This is a genomic window from Dorea longicatena (assembly GCF_024168045.1).
Lineage (GTDB): Bacteria > Bacillota > Clostridia > Lachnospirales > Lachnospiraceae > Dorea_A.
This window is the reverse complement of sequence record NZ_CP100126.1, coordinates 1,214,083-1,235,409: the sequence shown is the minus strand read 5'-3', so window position 1 is coordinate 1,235,409 and position 21,327 is coordinate 1,214,083. Positions and strand designations below refer to the sequence as shown.

General features: G+C 43.8%; 19 protein-coding genes. All 19 read right to left on the bottom strand.

The features are described 5' to 3' along the window. Positions 1-27: 27 nt before the first annotated feature. Positions 28-243, bottom strand: coding sequence for a type II toxin-antitoxin system prevent-host-death family antitoxin (locus NKF87_RS05875; RefSeq protein WP_055281104.1), 216 nt, complete (start codon positions 241-243; stop codon positions 28-30). A 312-nt stretch (positions 244-555) separates the two neighbouring features. Further along, positions 556-1,476, bottom strand: coding sequence for a translation elongation factor Ts (tsf, locus tag NKF87_RS05870; RefSeq protein WP_138376267.1), 921 nt, complete (start codon positions 1,474-1,476; stop codon positions 556-558). A 33-nt stretch (positions 1,477-1,509) separates the two neighbouring features. Continuing rightward, positions 1,510-2,244: a 30S ribosomal protein S2 gene (rpsB, locus tag NKF87_RS05865; protein ID WP_253584186.1), complete on the bottom strand. Its 735-nt coding sequence runs from the start codon at positions 2,242-2,244 to the stop codon at positions 1,510-1,512. A gap of 244 nt (positions 2,245-2,488) precedes the next feature. Beyond that, positions 2,489-3,658 (bottom strand): coiled-coil domain-containing protein, encoded by a 1,170-nt coding sequence (locus NKF87_RS05860; RefSeq protein ID WP_253584184.1) that lies wholly within the window; start codon positions 3,656-3,658, stop codon positions 2,489-2,491. Between the two features lie 237 nt (positions 3,659-3,895). Next, positions 3,896-5,422 (bottom strand): glutamate synthase subunit beta, encoded by a 1,527-nt coding sequence (locus tag NKF87_RS05855; RefSeq protein ID WP_253584182.1) that lies wholly within the window; start codon positions 5,420-5,422, stop codon positions 3,896-3,898. A 12-nt stretch (positions 5,423-5,434) separates the two neighbouring features. Continuing rightward, positions 5,435-9,970 (bottom strand): glutamate synthase large subunit, encoded by a 4,536-nt coding sequence (gene gltB / locus NKF87_RS05850; protein ID WP_253584173.1) that lies wholly within the window; start codon positions 9,968-9,970, stop codon positions 5,435-5,437. 127 nt (positions 9,971-10,097) lie between these two features. Then, positions 10,098-11,069, bottom strand: coding sequence for a CPBP family intramembrane glutamic endopeptidase (locus NKF87_RS05845; RefSeq protein ID WP_226851264.1), 972 nt, complete (start codon positions 11,067-11,069; stop codon positions 10,098-10,100). A gap of 94 nt (positions 11,070-11,163) precedes the next feature. After that, positions 11,164-11,655 carry a prolyl-tRNA synthetase associated domain-containing protein gene (locus NKF87_RS05840; protein ID WP_055281090.1) on the bottom strand — a complete coding sequence of 164 codons (492 nt, stop codon included), beginning with the start codon at positions 11,653-11,655 and terminating at the stop codon, positions 11,164-11,166. Positions 11,656-11,669: 14 nt separating this feature from the next. Then, positions 11,670-12,224: a helix-turn-helix domain-containing protein gene (locus NKF87_RS05835; protein WP_118225524.1), complete on the bottom strand. Its 555-nt coding sequence runs from the start codon at positions 12,222-12,224 to the stop codon at positions 11,670-11,672. A 66-nt stretch (positions 12,225-12,290) separates the two neighbouring features. Continuing rightward, positions 12,291-13,217, bottom strand: a complete 927-nt coding sequence (locus tag NKF87_RS05830) for a tRNA dihydrouridine synthase (protein ID WP_253584171.1) — start codon at positions 13,215-13,217, stop codon at positions 12,291-12,293. A 2-nt stretch (positions 13,218-13,219) separates the two neighbouring features. Then, a complete protein-coding gene (tsaA, locus tag NKF87_RS05825) occupies positions 13,220-13,915 on the bottom strand; it encodes a tRNA (N6-threonylcarbamoyladenosine(37)-N6)-methyltransferase TrmO (RefSeq protein WP_371278794.1) in 696 nt (231 codons plus the stop codon). A 5-nt stretch (positions 13,916-13,920) separates the two neighbouring features. Then, a complete protein-coding gene (locus NKF87_RS05820) occupies positions 13,921-14,772 on the bottom strand; it encodes a deoxyribonuclease IV (RefSeq protein ID WP_028087109.1) in 852 nt (283 codons plus the stop codon). 54 nt (positions 14,773-14,826) lie between these two features. Then, positions 14,827-15,876, bottom strand: coding sequence for a sulfate/molybdate ABC transporter ATP-binding protein (locus NKF87_RS05815; protein ID WP_117598090.1), 1,050 nt, complete (start codon positions 15,874-15,876; stop codon positions 14,827-14,829). 12 nt (positions 15,877-15,888) lie between these two features. Continuing rightward, complete coding sequence (modB, locus tag NKF87_RS05810) at positions 15,889-16,593, bottom strand: molybdate ABC transporter permease subunit (protein WP_226853931.1); 705 nt, start codon at positions 16,591-16,593, stop codon at positions 15,889-15,891. Between the two features lie 129 nt (positions 16,594-16,722). Continuing rightward, positions 16,723-17,601 (bottom strand): molybdate ABC transporter substrate-binding protein, encoded by an 879-nt coding sequence (gene modA / locus NKF87_RS05805; RefSeq protein ID WP_253584167.1) that lies wholly within the window; start codon positions 17,599-17,601, stop codon positions 16,723-16,725. A gap of 63 nt (positions 17,602-17,664) precedes the next feature. Next, entirely contained in the window at positions 17,665-18,633 is a 969-nt protein-coding gene (locus NKF87_RS05800; protein WP_253584165.1) for an MOSC domain-containing protein, read from the bottom strand. A gap of 7 nt (positions 18,634-18,640) precedes the next feature. Next, complete coding sequence (gene moaA / locus NKF87_RS05795; RefSeq protein ID WP_253584314.1) at positions 18,641-19,606, bottom strand: GTP 3',8-cyclase MoaA; 966 nt, start codon at positions 19,604-19,606, stop codon at positions 18,641-18,643. Continuing rightward, positions 19,603-20,094: a cyclic pyranopterin monophosphate synthase MoaC gene (moaC, locus tag NKF87_RS05790; RefSeq protein WP_118310105.1), complete on the bottom strand. Its 492-nt coding sequence runs from the start codon at positions 20,092-20,094 to the stop codon at positions 19,603-19,605. The genes moaA and moaC overlap by 4 nt, the downstream gene beginning before the upstream one ends. A 29-nt stretch (positions 20,095-20,123) precedes the next feature. Then, positions 20,124-21,326 (bottom strand): molybdopterin molybdotransferase MoeA, encoded by a 1,203-nt coding sequence (locus NKF87_RS05785; RefSeq protein ID WP_253584163.1) that lies wholly within the window; start codon positions 21,324-21,326, stop codon positions 20,124-20,126. Position 21,327 lies beyond the last annotated feature (1 nt).

Genomic DNA, 21,327 nt, shown 5'->3' with positions numbered 1-21,327 from the left:
TGTAGTATTTAAAAGTCAAGTCTTTTCTCAGGCATTATATATAGCAGACTTAGGATCAGAAAATCCTGCCTTTGCTTTATCAATATGGTTCGTGCTAAGCAACTCGTCATAAGTTTCCATACTCATAACTACCAAATCTCCATAACCATTTTTTGTAATGAAAACTGGCTGCTGCTGTTTATGACATAATTCAGATATTTCATTTGTATTACGTAAATCTGTAATTGGTTTGATTACTGGCATTGTAGCACCTCCTTTCTTTGTACATTATTACAACAGAATATTGTACATCTATAAACCAATTTATGAAATATCTAAGAATAACACTCTTCATCTTTCTCACAAAAAAAAGAAGACAAGAGTTCTGACAGCTCATTGCCTTCTTTCATCTCATGTTCAAATAAATTTATTCGTTTTCTTTGTCTATCTTATATGAAAAATCCGCTTAACAAATCAATTCATTTTTTTAAGTTTCTATAAAAACAACCCTCACAAACAGTGTCACCACCATTCGCAAGGGTTATTATCATTTCAGAAATTCAACACACTATTCGATTATGCGTTCATCTGTGCTGCAACTTCAGCTGCAAAGTCTTCATTCTTCTTCTCAAGACCTTCTCCTGTCTCAAAACGAACAAACTTCTTAACTGTCATGTTAGCTCCGTTCTCTTTAGCTACCTTCTCTACGTATTTAGCTACTGTAAGGTCGCTGTCCTGAACGTATACCTGATCTAACAGGCAGATTTCTTTCATCTCTTTGTTGAGACGTCCGATAATCATCTTTTCGATAATATTATCCGGTTTGTTTGGATTCTCCTGTTTAGCCTGAGCAAGAAGAATCTCTTTTTCATGCTCTAAGAAAGAAGCATCTACTTCATCACGTGAAGTATATTTTGGAGACATAGCTGCAACCTGCATAGCTACGTTCTTCAGGCATGATCTGATCTCATCATTAACAACATCTGTCTCAGCTTCTACAAGAACACCGATACGTCCGCCGCCGTGGATGTAAGATACTACACAACCATCAGTAACAACTTTCTCAAATCTTCTGATGCTGAGCTTTTCTCCGATTACAGAGATTTTCTCATTTAATGCATCCTGTACTGTCTTAGAAGCGTCTTCATTCCAAGCTTCAGCCATGAATCCATCCATATCTGCAGAATCAGAAGCGATTGCCTGATTAACAACTGCTTTAACGAATCCCTGGAATTCAGCATTCTTAGCAACGAAGTCTGTCTCTGAATTAACTTCTACGATAGCTGCTGTCTTGTCATCCTTAACATCAGCCATAACAATACCTTCTGCTGCGATACGTCCGGCTTTTTTAACAGCCTTAGCTTCTCCGTTCTTTCTTAAGAACTCGATAGCTGCATCCATATCACCATTTGTCTCATTAAGAGCTTTCTTGCAGTCCATCATTCCTGCACCGGTCATTTCTCTTAATTCTTTTACCATCTTAGCTGTAACTGCCATGATCTTATCCTCCAATTATGTTTTTTAAGAATCTTATTCTTCTACTGCTTCTTCAGCTTCTCCAACATACTCTTCTTCGCCTGCAACACCCTGGTTAGCTTCTACTACAGCATCAGCCATCTTAGAAACGATCAGTTTTACAGCACGAATAGCATCGTCATTTCCAGGAATTACATAATCAAGTTCCTCTGGATCACAGTTAGTATCAGCGATACCGATAAGTGGAATTCCAAGAGTGTGTGCTTCCTGAACACAGATTCTTTCCTTCTTAGGATCTACGATAAAAATAGCATCTGGAAGTGTCTTCATGTCTTTGATTCCGCCAAGGTTCTTCTCAAGTTTATCCCATTCTTTCTTTAACTGGATAACTTCTTTCTTAGGCAGTACATCAAATGTTCCGTCTTCTGACATTCTTTCGATATCTTTCAGACGAGCGATTCTGCTCTTGATTGTCTTGAAGTTTGTAAGCATTCCTCCAAGCCATCTTTCATTTACATAGTACATTCCGCAACGTTCAGCTTCTACTTTGATAGCATCCTGAGCCTGCTTCTTAGTACCTACAAAAAGGATTGTTCCACCTTCTGCAGCGATATCAGCTACTGCCTGGTAAGCTTCATCTACTTTACCTACAGATTTCTGAAGGTCAATGATATAGATACCATTTCTCTCTGTGTAGATATAAGGAGCCATCTTAGGGTTCCATCTTCTTGTCTGATGTCCAAAGTGAACACCTGCTTCTAAAAGTTGCTTCATTGAAATAACGCTCATGTTTCTTTCCTCCATTGGTTTTTTACTTCCGCATATGTTGTTATACGTCCCCGAAACCGTCCTGTTACCAGGCTTTGGCACCATCGGGACAAGCCTATGCGTGATTTTTTGCGACTTTTTAATATTACCATAAAGGTTGTCTGTTTGCAAGGATTTTCATTTTATTTTTCTGCAAACTTTAGCATAAAAAATAAAAAACCGAAGCCAGTTCCCTGATTCCGGTTTTTATTTTATTTACTTTTCATTATCTACGCACATAGATCATACCAGACTGTACCGGTCCGACTTTTACAACATCTCCTGTGTGCGGAGCATGAATCATCTGACCATTTCCGATATAAATACCACAATGTGTTGCTGTTGTTACAACATCACCAGGCTGCGGGTTACTTACTCTTGTCCATCCCATGAATGTAAGTGTTGTTCCGAGACGGCTATAGCTTCCTGTCAGACAATAGCTTACAAATCCGGAACAGTCGAAACTGTTTGGTCCGCATGCACCCCATACATAAGGTTTTCCAAGCTGGCTGTATGCTCTGCTTACGATTGAACCTCCGTTTGCATTCGTTCCACTCGTTGTAGTACTGCTGCTTGAATTGGATGGCTTTGTCGTAGCAGATGCACTTGAACTGCTTGACGAGCTGCTGCTTGTTGTGTTATTTCTGTTGCTTGTAGCTGTTGAACTGCTTGTTGTATTGTTTCTATTCGATGTTGAAGCCGAATTATTATTGCTTGCTGCTGCCTGCTGTCTTTCCGCTTCTCTTGCTGCTTTTTCCGCTGCCTCTTTTGCCGCTCTTTCTGCTGCTTCTCTGGCTGCTGCTTCTGCTGCTGCCTGAATCTCCGAATCCAGATTAGCAACTTCTGCTGATTTAGAAGTAATCAGGTTATTCAGGTTATCACCCTGTTTTTCATATTCCACCTGTTTACTTTCCAATTCTTTCTGGTCTTTTTCAAGACTGTCTTTCAGATCGGAAATCTGCTGTTTTGTCTCTACATATTCCTGCAATTGTTTTCTGTCGTAGCTATGTACATTCTGAACATATTCTGCTTTACTGAGAAGATCTGTAAAGTCTTCTGATGTAACCAGCGTCTCAAATGCTGAATCATTACCGGCTTCATACATATACTTGATACGCTTCTTCATTGCTGCATACTGTTCTTTTTCTTTTTCCTGCGCAACTTCCAAATCGCCCTGTGCTTTTGTAATGTCCTCACCGGTCTGAATCAATTCACTTTCCAGTGTATTGACTTTTCCCATTAATGTTGTCAGCTGCGACTGCAAGGAACTTACTTCACTCTGCTTTGCAGCTTTTTCCTTCTTCAAATCATCGACAGACGGTGCTGCCAAAACAGGTGTTACAATCATTGAACTTGTCACCACTGCTGTGATCAATCTGATTCCGTGTTTATTCATACTCACTCTTCTTTCTTTTTGTTTTAATTATTGCTTCCCCTCAGGCGCAAGATTATTCTTTCTTCCGCATCTGATTGCTATTATAGCTCAACATAGAGCAAATTGCAACATTTTTTAATACTTTTGTAACAATTACAGGCCGGAATATATGATTCCGACCTGTTCTTTCCTATTATAGTTCAGCTTTTTATTTTATGCAAGGAAATTTTTCGCCCATCCTTTTGCTGTACTTTTTCACTACTGGACATACATATTCGTATATCCCATCAAACTGATATCTACAGCTTTTGCAGCCTCGCGCCCTTCACGGATTGCCCACACAACCAGTGACTGTCCTCTGTGCATATCGCCTGCTGTGAAGACATTTTTAACGTTTGTACTATATGCTCCGGCTGCAGTCTTAACATTTGTGCGTTCATTTACTTCTACGCCAAATGCTTTGGTCACATAATCCTGACTTCCCAGGAATCCTGCTGCAATCAATACCAGATCTACATCCACCGTGTATTCACTTCCGGCCACCTCTGCCATCATCATACGGCCTGTCTTTTCATCTTTTTTCGGCTCTAATTTCACCAGAACTGCCTTGCAGACTTTACCGTTTTTGTCTTTTTTGAATTCTTTGACGGTTGTCTGGTATACACGCGGGTCATGTCCAAATACGGCAGCGGCTTCCTGCTGACCGTAATCTGTCTTGCAGACTCTCGGCCACTCCGGCCAAGGATTCATCTCTGTACGTTCATCCGGAGCTTTCGGCATCATCTCAAGCTGCAGTACACTCTTGGCACCATGTCTCATCGATGTTCCCACACAGTCATTTCCTGTATCTCCTCCACCGATGACCATAACATTTTTTCCTTTTGCGGAAATGTATGTGCCTTCCTTCAGACTCAGGTCATAGGTTCCATCTGCATTCGGTTTTGCATTTTTCCAGAGTGCTTTTGTTGTTGATTTTAAGAAATCTACTGCGAAATAGATGCCTTCGGCTTCTCTTCCTGGTACTTTAATATCTCTTGGATTTGATGCACCGCAGCAAAGTACTATACGGTCAAATTCTTTTAATAATGTAGCTGCTTTCTTATCTTTTCCGATATTACATCCTGTCACAAACTGAACCCCTTCTTCTTCCATGATTGCAATCTTGCGATCAATGAACTGCTTTTCCAGTTTCATATTCGGGATACCATATCGGAGGAGTCCACCGATTTTATCTTCTCTTTCAAAGACAGTCACACTGTGTCCTCTTCTGTTCAGCATATCAGCAGTTGCAAGTCCCGACGGACCGGAACCTACAACTGCAACCTTCTTACCGGTTCTTACTTTTACCAGTTTTGCTGCTGCATAACCTTTTTTGTATGCATTTTCAATAATGCTATATTCATTCGCCTTACTTGAAACTGCATCTCCGTTCAGTCCGCATGTACATGCAGCCTCACAGAGTGCCGGACATACCCTTGATGTAAATTCCGGAAAGTTGTTCGTCTTTTTCAGTCTGTAATATGCTTCTTCCCAGTTTTCCTGAAAGATCAGGTCATTCCATTCCGGTACCAGGTTGTGAAGAGGGCATCCGCTTGCCATTCCCATCAGCATCTGACCGGACTGGCAGAACGGCACGCCACATGCCATACATCTGGCTCCCTGCAGCTCCTGTTCTTCTTTTGACAGAGGTGTATGAAACTCTTTAAAATGCTTAATTCGCTCTTTTGGATCTTCAGCCATCTTATCCTGCCTGTCATAATCCATAAATCCTGTTGCTTTTCCCACTGTTCTTACCCCCTATCTTCCTTCTTTGATCGCATAAAATGCTTCTGTCTTTGCCTGTTCACTGCTCATGCCCTGTTCTTCCATCTGAAGGATGGTTGTCAGCATACGTTCATAATCAATCGGAATAATCTTCTTGAATTTCGGAAGATATTCAGTGAAGTTATCCAGAATCTTCTTACCAAGTTCCGAATTGGTATTGGCAACATGTTCTTCGATCATGCTCTTTAATTCTCCGACATCGATCTTGGTTGTCACATGTTCAATATGAACCATCTCTTTATTGACTCTTGTATAAAGATCATTTTCCATATCCAGTACATAAGCAACTCCACCGCTCATACCGGCTGCGAAGTTCTTACCTGTTCCGCCAAGGACTGCTACGCGTCCGCCTGTCATATATTCACATCCGTGATCTCCTACACCTTCTACAACTGCTGTCGCACCGGAATTACGTACTGCAAAACGTTCTCCCGCCACGCCATTGATGAATACTTTACCGCTGGTTGCCCCGTAAAGTGCCACGTTACCGATGATAATGTTTTCTTCCGCTTTATAGCGTATTCCTTTTGGTGGATATACTACAAGTTTTCCGCCGGAAAGTCCCTTTCCGAAATAGTCATTACTGTCACCGGTCAGTTCCAATGTCAGTCCTTTCGGAATAAATGCGCCGAAGGACTGTCCGCCGGCACCCTTACAATGTACCACATAGCTGTCTTCGTCCAAACCTTCCGGATATCTTCTCGTAATCTCCGAACCAAAGATTGTACCAAATGTACGGTTCGTATTTGTCACATCTATTTCAATGCTTCTCTTCTGTTTCTTCTCTACCGCCGGGAGCAATTCTCTGACCAGAACTTTTTCATCCAGAGTTTTCTCCAATTCAAAGTCGAAGACTTTCTTCGGATTGAATGTCATCGGTGTCTTTGTGCCTTCATATGGATTATCGAGAATCTGTTCCAGATTCAGTGTGGCTGCACGTTCTGAAGTTGCTACTTCCTTTACTTTTAGAAGATCTGTTCTTCCAACCAGTTCATCCAGTGTACGGACACCGAATCTTGCCATATATTCTCGCAGTTCTTCTGCAATAAAACGCATAAAGTTCACGACATATTCCGGTTTTCCGCGGAAACGTTTTCTCAGTTCCGGATTCTGCGTTGCCACACCGACCGGACAGGTATCCAGATTACATACACGCATCATTACGCACCCCATCGTTACCAGCGGCGCAGTTGCAAATCCGAATTCTTCTGCTCCAAGGATCGCTGCGATCGCCACATCACGACCACTCATCAGCTTACCGTCTGTCTCGATACGGACTCTTTCTCTTAAGCCATTCTGAATCAGTGTCTGATGCGTCTCTGCAAGTCCCAGTTCCCATGGAAGTCCTGCATTATGGATAGAGCTTCTTGGTGCTGCCCCGGTTCCTCCGTCATATCCGGAGATCAGTATCAGGCCTGCTCCCGCTTTGGCTACACCGGCTGCAACTGTACCGACACCGGCTTCTGATACCAGTTTTACTGTAATTCTCGCATCTTTGTTCGCATTTTTACAATCGTAAATGAGTTGCGCAAGATCCTCGATCGAATAGATATCATGATGCGGCGGTGGTGAGATCAGGCTGACCCCAGGTGTAGAGTGACGTGTCTTTGCAATCCACGGATATACTTTTCCGCCCGGCAGATGTCCGCCTTCTCCCGGTTTTGCCCCCTGCGCCATCTTGATCTGGATTTCCTGTGCACTTACCAGGTATCTGGATGTAACGCCAAATCGTCCGGAAGCTACCTGTTTGATTGCAGAGCATCTGTTCGTATCCAGACGTTCAATCTCCTCTCCACCTTCACCACTGTTGGATTTACCATGCAACTGGTTCATCGCAATTGCCAGTGTCTCATGCGCTTCTTTCGAGATAGAACCATAAGACATTGCTCCTGTCTTGAATCGTTTTACAATCTCGTCGACGCTTTCTACTTCTTCGATTGGAATGCCTTTCTTTGGATAGTTGAATTCTAACTGTCCACGCAGGTTGATGTGTTCTCCTTCCGCATTGACCAGCTCTGTATACTGTTTGAACATACCATAGTCACCGCGTCTGGTAGATTCCTGCAGCATATGGATCGTCTGTGGATTATAAAGATGTCTCTCTCCGCCGCTTTTTAGTTTGTGCTGCCCTACACTGTTCAGTGTCATATCCACTTCCAGTCCGAGCGGATCAAATGCCTGTGAATGACGCGCAATATAATCTGCTGCAATCTCTTCAATTCCGATTCCGCCAATTCTGCTGACAGTATCTGTAAAATATTTATCAATGAATTCCTGTTTTAATCCGATTGCTTCAAATATCTTTGCTCCCTGATAAGACTGGATTGTGGAAATACCCATCTTTGATGCAATCTTTACAATTCCGCTAAGTACCGCATTGTTATAATCATCTACTGCTGCATAATAGTCTTTCTGAAGCATATCCGTATCGATCAGCTGTTTGATGGATTCGTGTGCAAGATACGGGTTGATCGCACATGCACCATAACCGATCAGTGTTGCGAAGTGATGTACCTCTCTTGGTTCTCCGGTCTCCAGAACGATTCCTACAGAAGTACGTTTCTTTGTGCGCACCAGATGCTGCTGCAGTCCGGAAAGCACCAGGAGCGAAGGCATTGCCACGTGATATTCATCTACACCTCTATCTGAGAGGATCAGAATGTTGGCTCCTTCACGGATAGCTCTGTCAACTTCAATAAACAGATAATCAATTGCCTTTTCAAGGCTCGAATTCTTGTAATAAATGGTCGGAATCTCCGCAACCTTGAATCCATCTTCTTTCATATTTTTAATTTTCAGAAGATCTGTCTCTGTAAGAATTGGATTGTTAACCTTTAACATCTTACAGTTCTCTGCTTTTTCTTCCAGAAGGTTTCCATCTTCACCAATATAAACCGTTGTAGATGTAACGACCTTCTCACGGATTGCATCGATTGGAGGGTTGGTTACCTGTGCAAAACGTTGTTTGAAATATCCAAACAGGTTCTGATGCATGTCAGATAATACCGCAAGCGGCGCATCAATACCCATGGCTGCTGTTCCTTCGGCACCATTCTTCGCCATGTTCAGGATAGAAGTCTTTACTTCTTCATATGAATAGCCGAATGCTTTCTGAAGTCTTCTGCATTCTTCTGCTGTATAAGCTGGAACCTTCTGATTCGGGATCTTCAGATCCTTTAATTCGATCAGATTGTTATCCAACCACTCACCATAAGGCTGTCTGCTTGCATAAGTTTCTTTTAATTCTTCGTCATCAATGACTTTTCCTTTTTTGATATCTACCAGAAGCATCTTTCCCGGATGCAAACGTTCTTTCACTACAATCTTCTCCGGTGGAATATCCAGTACACCAACTTCCGAAGAAAGGATCAGCATATCATCATCCGTGATATAATACCTCGATGGACGCAGGCCATTTCTGTCAAGCACGGCTCCCATGCAGTCACCATCACTGAACAGGATAGACGCCGGACCATCCCATGGTTCCATCATAGTTGCATAATACTGATAGAAATCTTTCTTTTTCTGGGAAAGGTTTCTGTTATTTGCCCACGGTTCAGGAATTGCGATCATAACTGCCAGCGGAAGATCCATACCACTCATAACCATGAATTCAATTGCATTATCCAGCATTGCCGAATCAGAACCGCTGCTGTTGATTGCAGGAAGCACTTCATGAAGTTTTCCTTTCATACACTCGGATTCCATATTTTCTTCTCTGGCACGCATCTTATCTGTATTACCGCGGATCGTGTTGATCTCTCCATTATGCACGATAAAACGGTTCGGATGCGCTCTCTCCCAGCTTGGATTCGTGTTCGTACTGAATCTGGAGTGAACCAGTGCGATTGCAGATTCATAATCCGGATCCTGCAGATCAGGGAAGAACAGTCTGAGCTGATCTACCAGAAACATTCCTTTATAAGCGATGGTACGGCTGGAAAGTGATGCCACATATGTATCATCTGCACTCTGCTCAAATACGCGCCTTACAATATACAGTTTACGGTCAAAGTCAACCCCCTGTTCTACCTTCTTAGGTCTTTCAATAAATCCCTGCATAATACATGGCATACATTCGACCGCTCTGCTTCCAAGTACGTCTGCCTTCACCGGAACTTCTCTCCATCCAAGGAAATTCATTCCTTCTTTTTTGACGATCACTTCGAATATCTTCTTTGCCTGATTTCTCTTTAATTCGTCCTGTGGAAAGAAGAACATTCCCACTCCGTAATCTCTTTCAGAACGCAAAAAGATGCCGAGAGGTTTACAGACTTTAGAGAAGAATCTGTGAGAAACTTGTAATAAGATTCCAACTCCATCACCTGTCTTACCTTCGGCATCCTTGCCAGCTCTATGTTCAAGATTTTCAACGATTTTCAATGCATTTGCCACTGTATCGTGACTTTTCTGTCCTTTGATATTAACGATCGCACCGATTCCACAGTTATCATGTTCAAATTCGGAACGATACAGTCCACGTTGCTGGACTACATTTCCTTCTTTCATACATCTGTTCCTTTCTTTTGTTTTTTCCTACTATATCACAAGGCTTTACTGTTGTAAAGATAAAAATTATTTTGAGTTGTCAGATTATTCGACTTTTTATATTCTAGTTTAAAAAGAATCCGACAACTTACATTGCCAGATTCTCGTTTTCTTTCTTCTTTGTTGGTTTTTCTTCAATGCGCTGGATTATAACAAACATTGTTGATGCAACTGCTGCACAAACAACTGTAATTATACCGATCCGGATATTATCTTTCAGCATCCAGTTATAGAGTCCATATCTGGTAGCCAGCACAGATAACAGATTCATTGACATATGTGCTGCCACCGGTGCTTTCAATGAACCATATTTTTCATACACATATGCCAGCATCATCCCCAGGGCGAATCCATAGAGCATCTGCACCAGATTCACATGCAATATGCCAAATACGACGGATGAATAGACCATCGCATACACAAATGAGCTTTCCCTTTCCATCCTTCTGAAGAACAATCCTCTGAATACATATTCTTCACAGATGGGTACCAGCACTGCCAGACACACGATCTGTATTGCAAGCGGTGCCGAATACATCGCATTCATAGTTGCCTTATAATTTGCATCTATCGCTGACAGATTTCCAATGATGATCAGGTTATTCAGCCCCAAACTCATGGCAAGTGCCATAATGATCACTGCCGGATATTGCCACAACGGCGCTTTCTTATCCTGTACGATACCGGCTGTCTTCTCTTTCTTTCTGTCCCCGTGATACATAAGTGCCATAACAGGGATTGTAACAAGTGCCGACAGACCTTCTACCCATGTCGTATAGTCGATATACTTATTCAACATCTTTTCATAAAAGGCCATCAGCTTATTCTGATCAGACATCAACGCCTCTAATGCTGCCTGCGTCTGATAGTGTGTCTTCATATATGCCATCATCATGGCTGCCATGACTGCCATACCTACGCCGATTCCGATCCCCCATTTGATCAGGAGCGGTCCCCACATCTTCCAGAAACGTTTTCCCGGTGTCTCAACTGGTTTTCTTTCCTGTTCCTGGTGATAATGGTATCCCGGCTGGTCGTGTCCGTTCTGCCATTCTTCCATAGTTATCCTCACTTTCATCTGTTGCTTCGTATCATATACTGTTCTATTCTACTTCTACGTGAGGAAAGTTGCAATTAAAAAAATATAAACTTTTTTACAATTTGATCTTTACGACATCGACATCCAGATTCCATAAAAACTTATCCAGATCTTTGAATGATATGAATACTGTTGCTGTATTTTCCAACGGATGGATTCCCATACTTTTACATCTGCTTAAATTTTTATCGATGAAAAATTCTACCGCATGCTCGGTATCATTCATCAGCGCAAACGGAGTTACGCTCCCCTGCTTTACGCCAAGATATTTCTCCAGGCGTTCTTCGGATGCAAAGCTTAGATTTCCTGCTCCAAGCTGTCTTCCGAGCGTCTTTAAGTCTACTTTTGTCTTCTCATCTGCTGTGATTAGGAAGTGTCTCTTTCCTTTGGAATCTCTCAGGAATAAGTTCTTGCATAAAGTTCCTTTTTCCGGGAGTCCCAGCCGGTCCATATCCTCCATCGTATGTACGGGTTCATGCTCTACCACCTCGTACTTAATTCCCATCTTGTTTAACGCATCATATACACGCTGTTTCTGGTCTTCCATGCTGTTTCTCCTTTCTAATTCGGGTAATGTACTACGATATTCGCAGTCACCGTTCCCTTTCCTGTGTTCTTATACACGTAATCATCAAAAGCATTATACGAAGCCGCATCGCCGGCTCTCAATACATATTCCTGGTCTTTAAAGATCAGTGTCAGTTCACCGGAATACACGGTAATGAATTCTCTCGTACCATTCATCTGACGATTCGCCTGCATCATTCCGTTCTCATCAAATTCCAGGTCAAAGATTTCAAAATCCTGTCCCTCCCGGAAACTGAAGATCGGATAAAGACGGTATCTTCCATCATCCCCCGCCAAAGGTTCTACTTCTTTCTTCCCGGTTTCAAAGAATGGCTGTGGTTTGTCTGCGGTAAATGCAGTAACCGGTACCTTTAATCCCAATGCCAGTTTATACACTGTTGATATCGTAGGATTGACTTCTCCTCTTTCCAGCTGACTCAACATACTTTTGCTGATTGTGGTAAGGGATGACACCTGTTCCAGACTCAGTCCTTTTCCTTTCCTGATATCTTTCAGATTTTCTGCGATCAACTCATTCAAATGATCCAATTCATGCCCCTCCCTTTTTCAAAATTCCTGTATATAGAATTTTTATCTATTATATTGCATACGTTTTCAAAAGTAAAGGATTTCTTCTACAGCTGCTTCATAGCGGTCCAGTTTCTCTGCCTTCCGGATCTTTTTTAACTGTTTTTCTTTATCCGGGAACAAAGTTCCAAGATAACACCAGAGTTCTTTCATCTTGAACAACACATTCTTATCCCCACTGCTTACCTCCTGGTAATCCTGAAAAATCTGGTCATGGAATGCCCTTAATTTCTTCACATCAATTCTCCCGCCACCGGATTCGATAATATCTGTCAGTTCCGGATTCCTCAGGATTCCACGCCCCAACATAACACAGGATATCTCCGGAAACCGTTTTTTTAACCTTTCCATATCCTCAACTGTAAAGATATCGCCGTTATAACACAATGGATGCCTGCATTCTTTCACTGCGTCCGCAAATGCATCCAGATCTGGATGGCCTTTATAAAACTGTTGCTGCACCCTGGGATGCACGATCAGTTCTTCCACCGGATATTTATTATAAATATCCAGAAGCTGTCCCCACTCATCGACGTCATATTTTCCGATTCTTGTCTTAATAGAGATCTTTACATCCGCTTTCGCATAGATCTCATCCAGGAACCGTTCCAACTTCTCTGTATGGATCAGGAATCCGGATCCCCGCCCTTTCGATACTACGGTCTTCGACGGGCATCCAAGATTCAGGTTCACCTCGTCATATCCATACATCTTTAACTTTTCTACTGTATCCAAAAAACCTTTTGCATCATTTGCCAGGATCTGCGGCACCAGATACATGTCCGGATTGTGTTCCGGCAAAATATCATTCTTCTCCCGTGTATTAAAATCCTTTTTGGTATGCGGCACCAGAAACGGTGTGAAATATTTCTCCATCGGACGGTAATGTGTGTGATATGCCCTCCGGTATATGTAAGTTGTGATTCCTTCTAATGGCGCAAGATAGTACTTCACCTTTATGTCCTCCTGATTGTCTTCCTATTATTGCTCTGTCCGATCTCACAGACCGTCAGCACGCAGTCTTTCACCCGGAATTTGATCTCGTATCCAGCATATTCCATTCCATACACCCTGTCCGGGTCATTCTGATAAGATGGTCTCGGATCACCGGCAAGAATCTGCCTCACACATTCCCTGTGCTTCTCCGGCAGTTTTGACAGATAGATCTCCGGAATCTCTACCTCTAATGCATAATTCTTTACCACATCAGCGAATCCGCCTCTGGCATCCGGTACACAATCCGCATATGGAAGATATGGTTTGATATCGAAGATTGGTGTTCCATCCATCAGATCTGCCCCTTCCACTTCAATAACCATTCCTTTTTCCGGATGCTTTTTAATTCCGGTCAGCTTCACACAGGATAATCCGATCGGATTCGGACGGAACGGTGATCTGGTTGCAAACACACCGCACCGTTTATTCCCCCCAAGCCGCGGCGGACGCACGGTCGGACTCCAGCCTGTTCTGACAGCCTCTGAAAACTCCCAGATCAGCCACAGATGTGAACATTCTTCGAGTCCTTTTAGTGCCTCTTCTTTGCGGTATTCCGGTTCGAATACAATAGTTCCTTTCGTATTCACAAGTCCCGACTGTCTCGGAATCCCGAATTTTGTCGGAAAGTCTGTTTGGATTTTTGCTATATATTTCAGTGCATTCAAATATGTTCGCTCCTTGTTTCCCCCAGATACTCTTTTAATCTGGCAATTTCATCTTTGTGTCCGGCATCATCAAGCGGTGTCTCCAGATAGAATGGAAGATCTTTTAGCTTTGGATGACGCATCACATTCAGAAGAGCTTCCAGTCCGATCTCTCCACCTCCGATCACTGCATGACGGTCCTTTCTGGAATCAAACGGCATCATACTGTCATTTAGATGGACAGCTCTTAAAAGCGGCAGTCCCAGTATCCGGTCAAATTCTTCCAGCACTCCATCTAGATTATGAACAATATCATATCCCGCCGCAAACACATGACAGGTGTCCAGACAGATTCCGATCCTTTCCGGATGCTGCACACCGTCCCGGATCTCTTTCAGCTGTTCAAACCGGTAACCGATCTCTGTACCCTTTCCACTCATCGTTTCCAGTAAAACCGTAATGTTCTCCGAACCTGTAATTGCCTGATCCAGTCCACGGATGATATTGGCAATTCCTGCTTCTTCTCCAATCCCGGTATGACTGCCCGGGTGGAATACCAGATTTTCTATCTGCAATTCATCCATACGTCTGATATCTTCCCGTATCACCGTACAGGCAAATTCATACGTTTTTTCTGTTGCACTTGCCAGATTCATCGTATACGGTGCATGTGCGAGAACCGGACCGAATGCATGATCTTTCCGTATCTTCTGGAATCTTTCTATTTCTTCCGGCAGATACGTTTTATAACTTGATCCTCTTGGATTCCTGCTGAATATCTGCATGGTATCAGCATTCATCTTTACTACGTTTTCCGCAGTTTTTGCAAGTCCTCCTGCGATGGACATGTGTGTTCCGATTGTATACATTATTTCCCTCCATAGAATCATCTTAAAACTCTGATGCTCATTATAACATGCTTTCTATTTCAGCAAAAGAATCTCTTTTTCCGGCAGTTTCAAATAATCCGGAATTCCTTTTTCTTCCAGTTCTGCCCAGAGGGTTTTCTGTACATACCAGCAGATATCGTCGCTTTCTTCCGTCTCTCCTTTTAAGAAATATTTCCATTCGAATGGAAATTCTGCCTTTCCTTTTACCTTAACCGGAATACAGTTGTCTTCTCTTTCTCCCCATACCGGAATGAACTCGTGGGCGCGGAGCCCGATATGGGTGATATCCACATCTATCATCTGTTTCAGATGAAGACAGGTTCCCCAGTCCGGAATCCTGACATGATGTGCATCCAGACGTTCTGCCGGAACGATATTCTTACACCCGGTAAGTCTTGCAGCTTCTACCTTCTTTGGATGGTCAAATATCTCCTTTGTATCACCATAACAGATCTGCTTCCCGTCATCGATAACAAGAAGTTCTTCGCTGAACCGGTAGATTTCATCCCTGCTGTGGGACACCAGGATCACCGTCCCGTCATAATCACTCAAAAGTTCCATCATCTCCTGCTGCAGACGGTCTTTCAGGAAGACATCCAGTGCCGAAAACGGTTCATCAAGAAGGATGACGGACGGCTCATATGCCATAATCCTCGCCAGTGCAACTCTCTGCTGCTGACCACCGGAAAGCTCTCTCGGAAGTCTTTTTTCCAACCCCTCCAGGTGGAAATGCCGTATCATCTTCTCTACCTGTTCCTGCTTCTTCTTTTTATCACCGGAAAGTCCGGCTCCTACATTCTGTGCCACGGTCATTGCAGGGAATAATGCATAGTTTTGGAACATATAACCGACATTTCTTTTCTGTGGTTTTAAACACGTTCCGGAATCGGAATCATACAGGATATGCTCTCCGATCCGGATATAGCCCTTGTCCGGATGTTCAATTCCCGCAATGCTTTTCAAAGTCAGACTCTTGCCGCTTCCAGAAGCCCCAAGGATTCCGATTCTCTTCTTCTTGGATTTCCAGTAGACATCCAGTTCATATTCTCCAAGCTTCTTATGTATCTTTACTTCCATCGACATCTGTCTTTCCTCCTACCATCTCCGGATATTCTTCATATTCCGGCCTGTCACCAGATTCATGAGGAATATCAGCACAAATGCAACCAGCATAATGATCACAACCCAGATTCCGGCTGTCATGTAATCACCATCCTGGATAACCATTGCAATCCTCTGGGAAATGGTTCCCGTCTTTCCCGGAATATTGCCTGCAAGCATGGACGTTGCACCGTATTCTCCCAGTGCTCTTGCGAATGTCAGGATCGTTCCTGCCACAAGGCCCGGTCCTGCCGAAGGAACCGCAACCTTCCAGAATATCTTATATTCCGGCATACCAAGTGTCCTTGCCGCATGGATCAGATTTACATCGATCTGTTCGAATGCCGCTCTTGCATTTCTATACATCAGCGGAAATGCGATCACCGTTGCTGCGATGATACAGCCTGCCCAAGCCTGTACAACCTTGATACCAAACTCCTCATACAGCAGAATTCCAAACGGACGTCTTCTGCTGAACAGAAGAAGCAGGAAGAATCCTGCTGCCGTTGGCGGCAGTACCATCGGCAGTGTCAGGATTCCATCTGCAATTGCTTTCACTTTCGGACCTGCCTTGATCACTTTTCTCGCAGCAAACAGACCAAGGAAAAATGAGAATATCGTTGCAACGATTCCTGTCTTCAATGATACATACAACGGACTGTAGTCCAGTCCCTTTAATATCTCTATCACTGCATCCATGTATTTTCCTCCTCGTATTTCATCTATTACATCTATTACATACTTTATCTGTAATATACTTTGATAAACAGAAAACATGCAGCCGTAACCGTCTGCATATTTTCTGTGTTTGTACTCCTATAGATTTTCTTATCTTTCTACATCTGTATCAAAGTAGTATGCATCAAAAACTTTCTTGGCCTTATCAGATAATACGAATTTGTAGAAGTTTTTTGCTGCTGCAGTCTGTGTCTTATCTGCCTCATCATTCTGTACCTGGCAGATCGGATAGATAACATCACCTGTCAGATCATAGCTTACTGTCTGAAGGATATCGAGTTTGTCTTCATATCCGTAAGTATCTGAATAGTATGTTGTTCCCACTTCGCAGGATCCTTCTGCTACTGCTGTAAGTACTTTGCTTACATTGTCTTCCTCACTGATCTCAACTCCACCGAGTGCCTGTGATACCTGTGCTGTTGTAATGGCATCTACTTCCCCGTCTGTTTTTAATGTTCCGAGATTTACAAGTGCCTGTCTTGTATACTTTCCGACCGGAACGCTTCCTCCTGCAAGTGCAATACTTTTGGCATCTTTCAAATTCTCAAGCCCTGTCACCTTTGTTCCGCTGTCCTTTAGAGATATAACTACTACCTGGTTGTTCAGGACGTTTGCTCTTGTTCCGTCTACTACCAGTCCGTCTGCTTCGAGCTGATCCATCTGCTTCTGTGCTGCCGAGAAGAACAAGTCGCACTCATATCCTTCTTCAATCTGTGTCAGAAGCGTTCCCGAACTGTCTGCGTTGAATGTGATCTTCACTTCCGGATGATCTTCGTTATACTCTTTAGCAAGTTCTGTCATAACTGTATTCAGACTTGCTGCGATGAATACCTGGATCTCCGTCTCTTTTTTGCTGTCATCTGCTGCCTTTTCTTCTGTCTTTTTGTTTCCTCCGCATGCTGCCAGTGAGACTATCATCACTCCCGCCAGAAGGACAGCTGCGATTCTCTTTACTATCTGGTTTCTCATAATACTTTCTCTCTCTGTTCTTGTGTTTTTATAAGTTTACCAGTTGCTATATCTGCACCAGGATTATTTTCTGCCACATTCCTGTACATTTCCCCGCAGAACATCCAGTCCGTGAGGAAGTCTCGGAAGAATATACTCCAATGCTTCCGTCACTGCTTTCGGGCTTCCCGGAAGATTGATAATCAGTGTCTTCTTCCGAATTCCCGATACTGCCCGGCTAAACATCGCACGGTCTGTAACCGTCATGGAATAATTCCGGATCGCATCTGCAATTCCATTTGCCATGCGGTCACAGACTGCACAAGTAGCTTCCGGCGTTACATCCCTTGGTGCGAATCCCGTTCCACCTGTTGTCAGGATCAGATCAAGCTGCCTTTGATCTGCCAGACGAATCAGCTGCTTTTTCAGTCCTTCTTCGCCGTCTGGCAGAAGAAGTGTCTCTTTTATATCAAATCTGATATGTTCTTTTTCTTCACTTTCTCTTAGCATCTTTTCAACCGCCGGCCCGCTTAAGTCTTCCCTCTCCCCGGCAAATGCTTTATCACTCAGTGTGATCACCGCAGTGCTGTATGGCCGGTTTGCCTGCGGCATTCTGACTTCTACACTGTCACCCACACAGATGTTTCCACCTTCCAGCACTTCTGCAAAAATTCCTTCTCTCGGCATGATACAGTCTCCCATCCGCCGATAGATTGCACAATGGCTGTGACATTCTTTTCCAATCTGTGTAACTTTCAGTCTGACAGTATCCCCGATCCGTATCTCGGAATCTACCGGAACATTTCTCAAGTCGAATCCCTCTATGATCAGATTCTCTCCAAATGCCCCGAAATCCACATCTGCTCCCTGTTCCCGGAACGCTTCAATCTTCTCCAGTGCAAGGAGGCTGATCTGTCTGTGCCATTTCCCGCCGTGTGCATCTTCTTCGATTCCCCAGTCCGGTACGATCCTGGCTAACTCTACCGGATACTTGGCAGTTCCTCGTTTTTTGCTGATACAGATTCCTCTGACTACGCCTTTCTTCTGATCCATCCTGTTTTTATCCTCCAATCTGTGCCATCTGATGTGCTTCTGTAATCTCCCCCGGCTTTTCAAAACAATGTGCCGCCGGCTTATTCTCTATGGCATGCTTTATCTGTTCTCTTATCTCATCATCTGTTCCGCTTTTCAGTAATTCTTTAAGCGGATATATATCCCCGTAGCACAGACACGGCTTCAGGTCTCCGGTTGAAGTCAGCCGGATGCGGTTACAGGTGTTGCAGAATTTACCGTGCATCGCACTGATGAATCCGATGCTTCCTGCAAATCCCGGGATCCGGTAATATACCGCAGGTCCGTTTCCATGTATTTCCGGATCTATCCGGATATCCGGATACTCTTTCTTTATTTCATCCAGTAATTCCAGATTCGATACACCTGTATTCCTCTTTCCGCAGCCAATCGGCATCAATTCTATAAACCTGACATCTACCGGCAGTTTTTCTGCCAGTCTTACCAGTGCTCTCCATTCCTGTCTGTCACCGGCATCCTGCAACACACTGTTTACTTTGGTCCGTATTCCACTTTCTGCCGAAGCCTCCACTGCTTCCAGCACAGTATCACAGGCATCTGTTCCGGTGATCTTGTAGTACTTTTCATGATCCAGTGTATCCAGGCTGATATTTATCCCATCCAGTCCGGCATCCTTTAATGCTTTCAGGTTTTCTTTCAATAGGACACCGTTTGTCGTCATCGTCACCTGTATGATACCAGGAATCTCTTTTATCATTCCGATCAGATCCACACAACCTTTTCTTACCAGCGGCTCTCCTCCTGTAATCTTGATCTTCCGGATTCCAAGCTCTTCCGCAAGCGTGCATATTTTTTTAATTTCTTCGTATGTGAGAATCTCAGACATAGCCACCTGCGTAATTCCATCCGGCATACAGTACCTGCATCTCAAATTACACCGGTCCGTAATGGAGATCCTCATATAATCAATTGTTCTTCCGGCAGCATCGATCATACGTTCTTCTCCTGTCCGGCCTTCCACACTCCACTTTTTCCACCTGTTTTCTCCAACAGCCGGATATCCTTCATGCACATACCTTTATCCACTGCTTTACACATATCGTAGATAGTAAGCAGTGCTACCTGTACACCGGTGAGCGCTTCCATCTCTACACCGGTCTTTCCGACTGTCTTCGCTGTACAGCGTGCTTCAATTTCACAGGCTGCCTCTATATATTCAAATTCTATCATAACCTTGCTCAGATTCAGGATGTGGCACAGCGGAATCAACTCCGATGTTCTCTTAGCTCCCATGATTCCTGCAATTCTGGCCGTTCCAAGAACGTCTCCTTTTTTCATTCCGCCTGTTTTCACTTTTTCGAAACACTCCTGCGACATTGAGATTCTTCCCATTGCCGTTGCTTCACGCACTGTGTCTGATTTTTCACTGACATCAACCATCACTGCATGTCCCTGTTCATTAAAATGCGTAAATTCTCCCATGATTACTCCTTTTTACTATGTGATTCTGCTTATATCCTGATTACCCGGACGGCTTCTCCTTCTGTATACGTCCGTTCACCTTCCGGAAAAATCACCAGGCAGTTACTTCCGATTCCGTTCTTAAGCTGACCGTTTTTCTGGATCTGTGGTAGATATACACCGCTTTCATCGCATCTTCCTTTTACAATCCGTTTCATTTTACCTGACTTTACAAATGTCTGTTTCAATATTTTCATCTGATTCTTCTGCAAATACCTGCTGGCTTCCATATCTGTCAGATAGCCGCCGGCTAATACTTCAAATAACGCTTCCACAGCAAATGGATTGCCTGAAAGCGACAGAACCGGAGTTCCCTTCACCATCGAAAGCATCGTCGGCATTCCGGGTTTTACCTGTATCCCATGAAATAACACGTTTCCGGTTAGATTTTCTATGACACCCGGCAGAAGGTCTTTCTCTCCTACCGACACACCTCCGGTTGTAAGGATCAGATCTGCTTCTTTCCATGCTTCTCTGATCTCATCTGCAATTTTATTTTGGTCATCTCCTGCTGTCTGATACCGTACTACCTCGCAGTCCATCTCTCTTAACCTTGTACACAGCCAGATTCCATTCGCATCGTAGATTTTTCCCGGCTGCAGTGGTGTCTCCGTATTCTGTAGTTCATCACCCGTTGTGATCACCGCCGCCTTCAGTCTTTTGTACACCGTAAGGTTTCTTACTCCTGCTGCCGTGACAGCTGCCAGCAGATAAGAATCTACCAGGGTTCCGGCTTCTGCCAGCAAATCTCCTGCCGAAAAATCTTCTCCCGCCGGGCAGTAATTTTCTCCGGGCTTCGCATTATGATATATCCGGACTGCTCTTTCGTCCCATTCTGCATCTTCCTGCTTTACCACACAGTCTGCGCCTTCCGGTATCATCGCACCGGTCATGATCCGTACTGCCTGATACGGCTTTAGCACAAGTTCCGTCTTCTGTCCGGCACACACGCACCCTGTAACTTCTAATGTAACCGGATGCTGCATATCCGCCCTGCATATATCTCGGCTTCTCAATGCGAATCCATCCATTGCGGATCTTGGAAACGGCGGCTGTGTCACTGCCGCATATACCGGCTTTGCCAGAATCTGTCCCAGACAGTCTGCCGACCGCTTTTCTTCTTTTTTTCTTACAGGCATACAGGTTTTAAACAACTCCTGCGCCTGTTCAAGTGTTACTCTGGATGGCCGCACT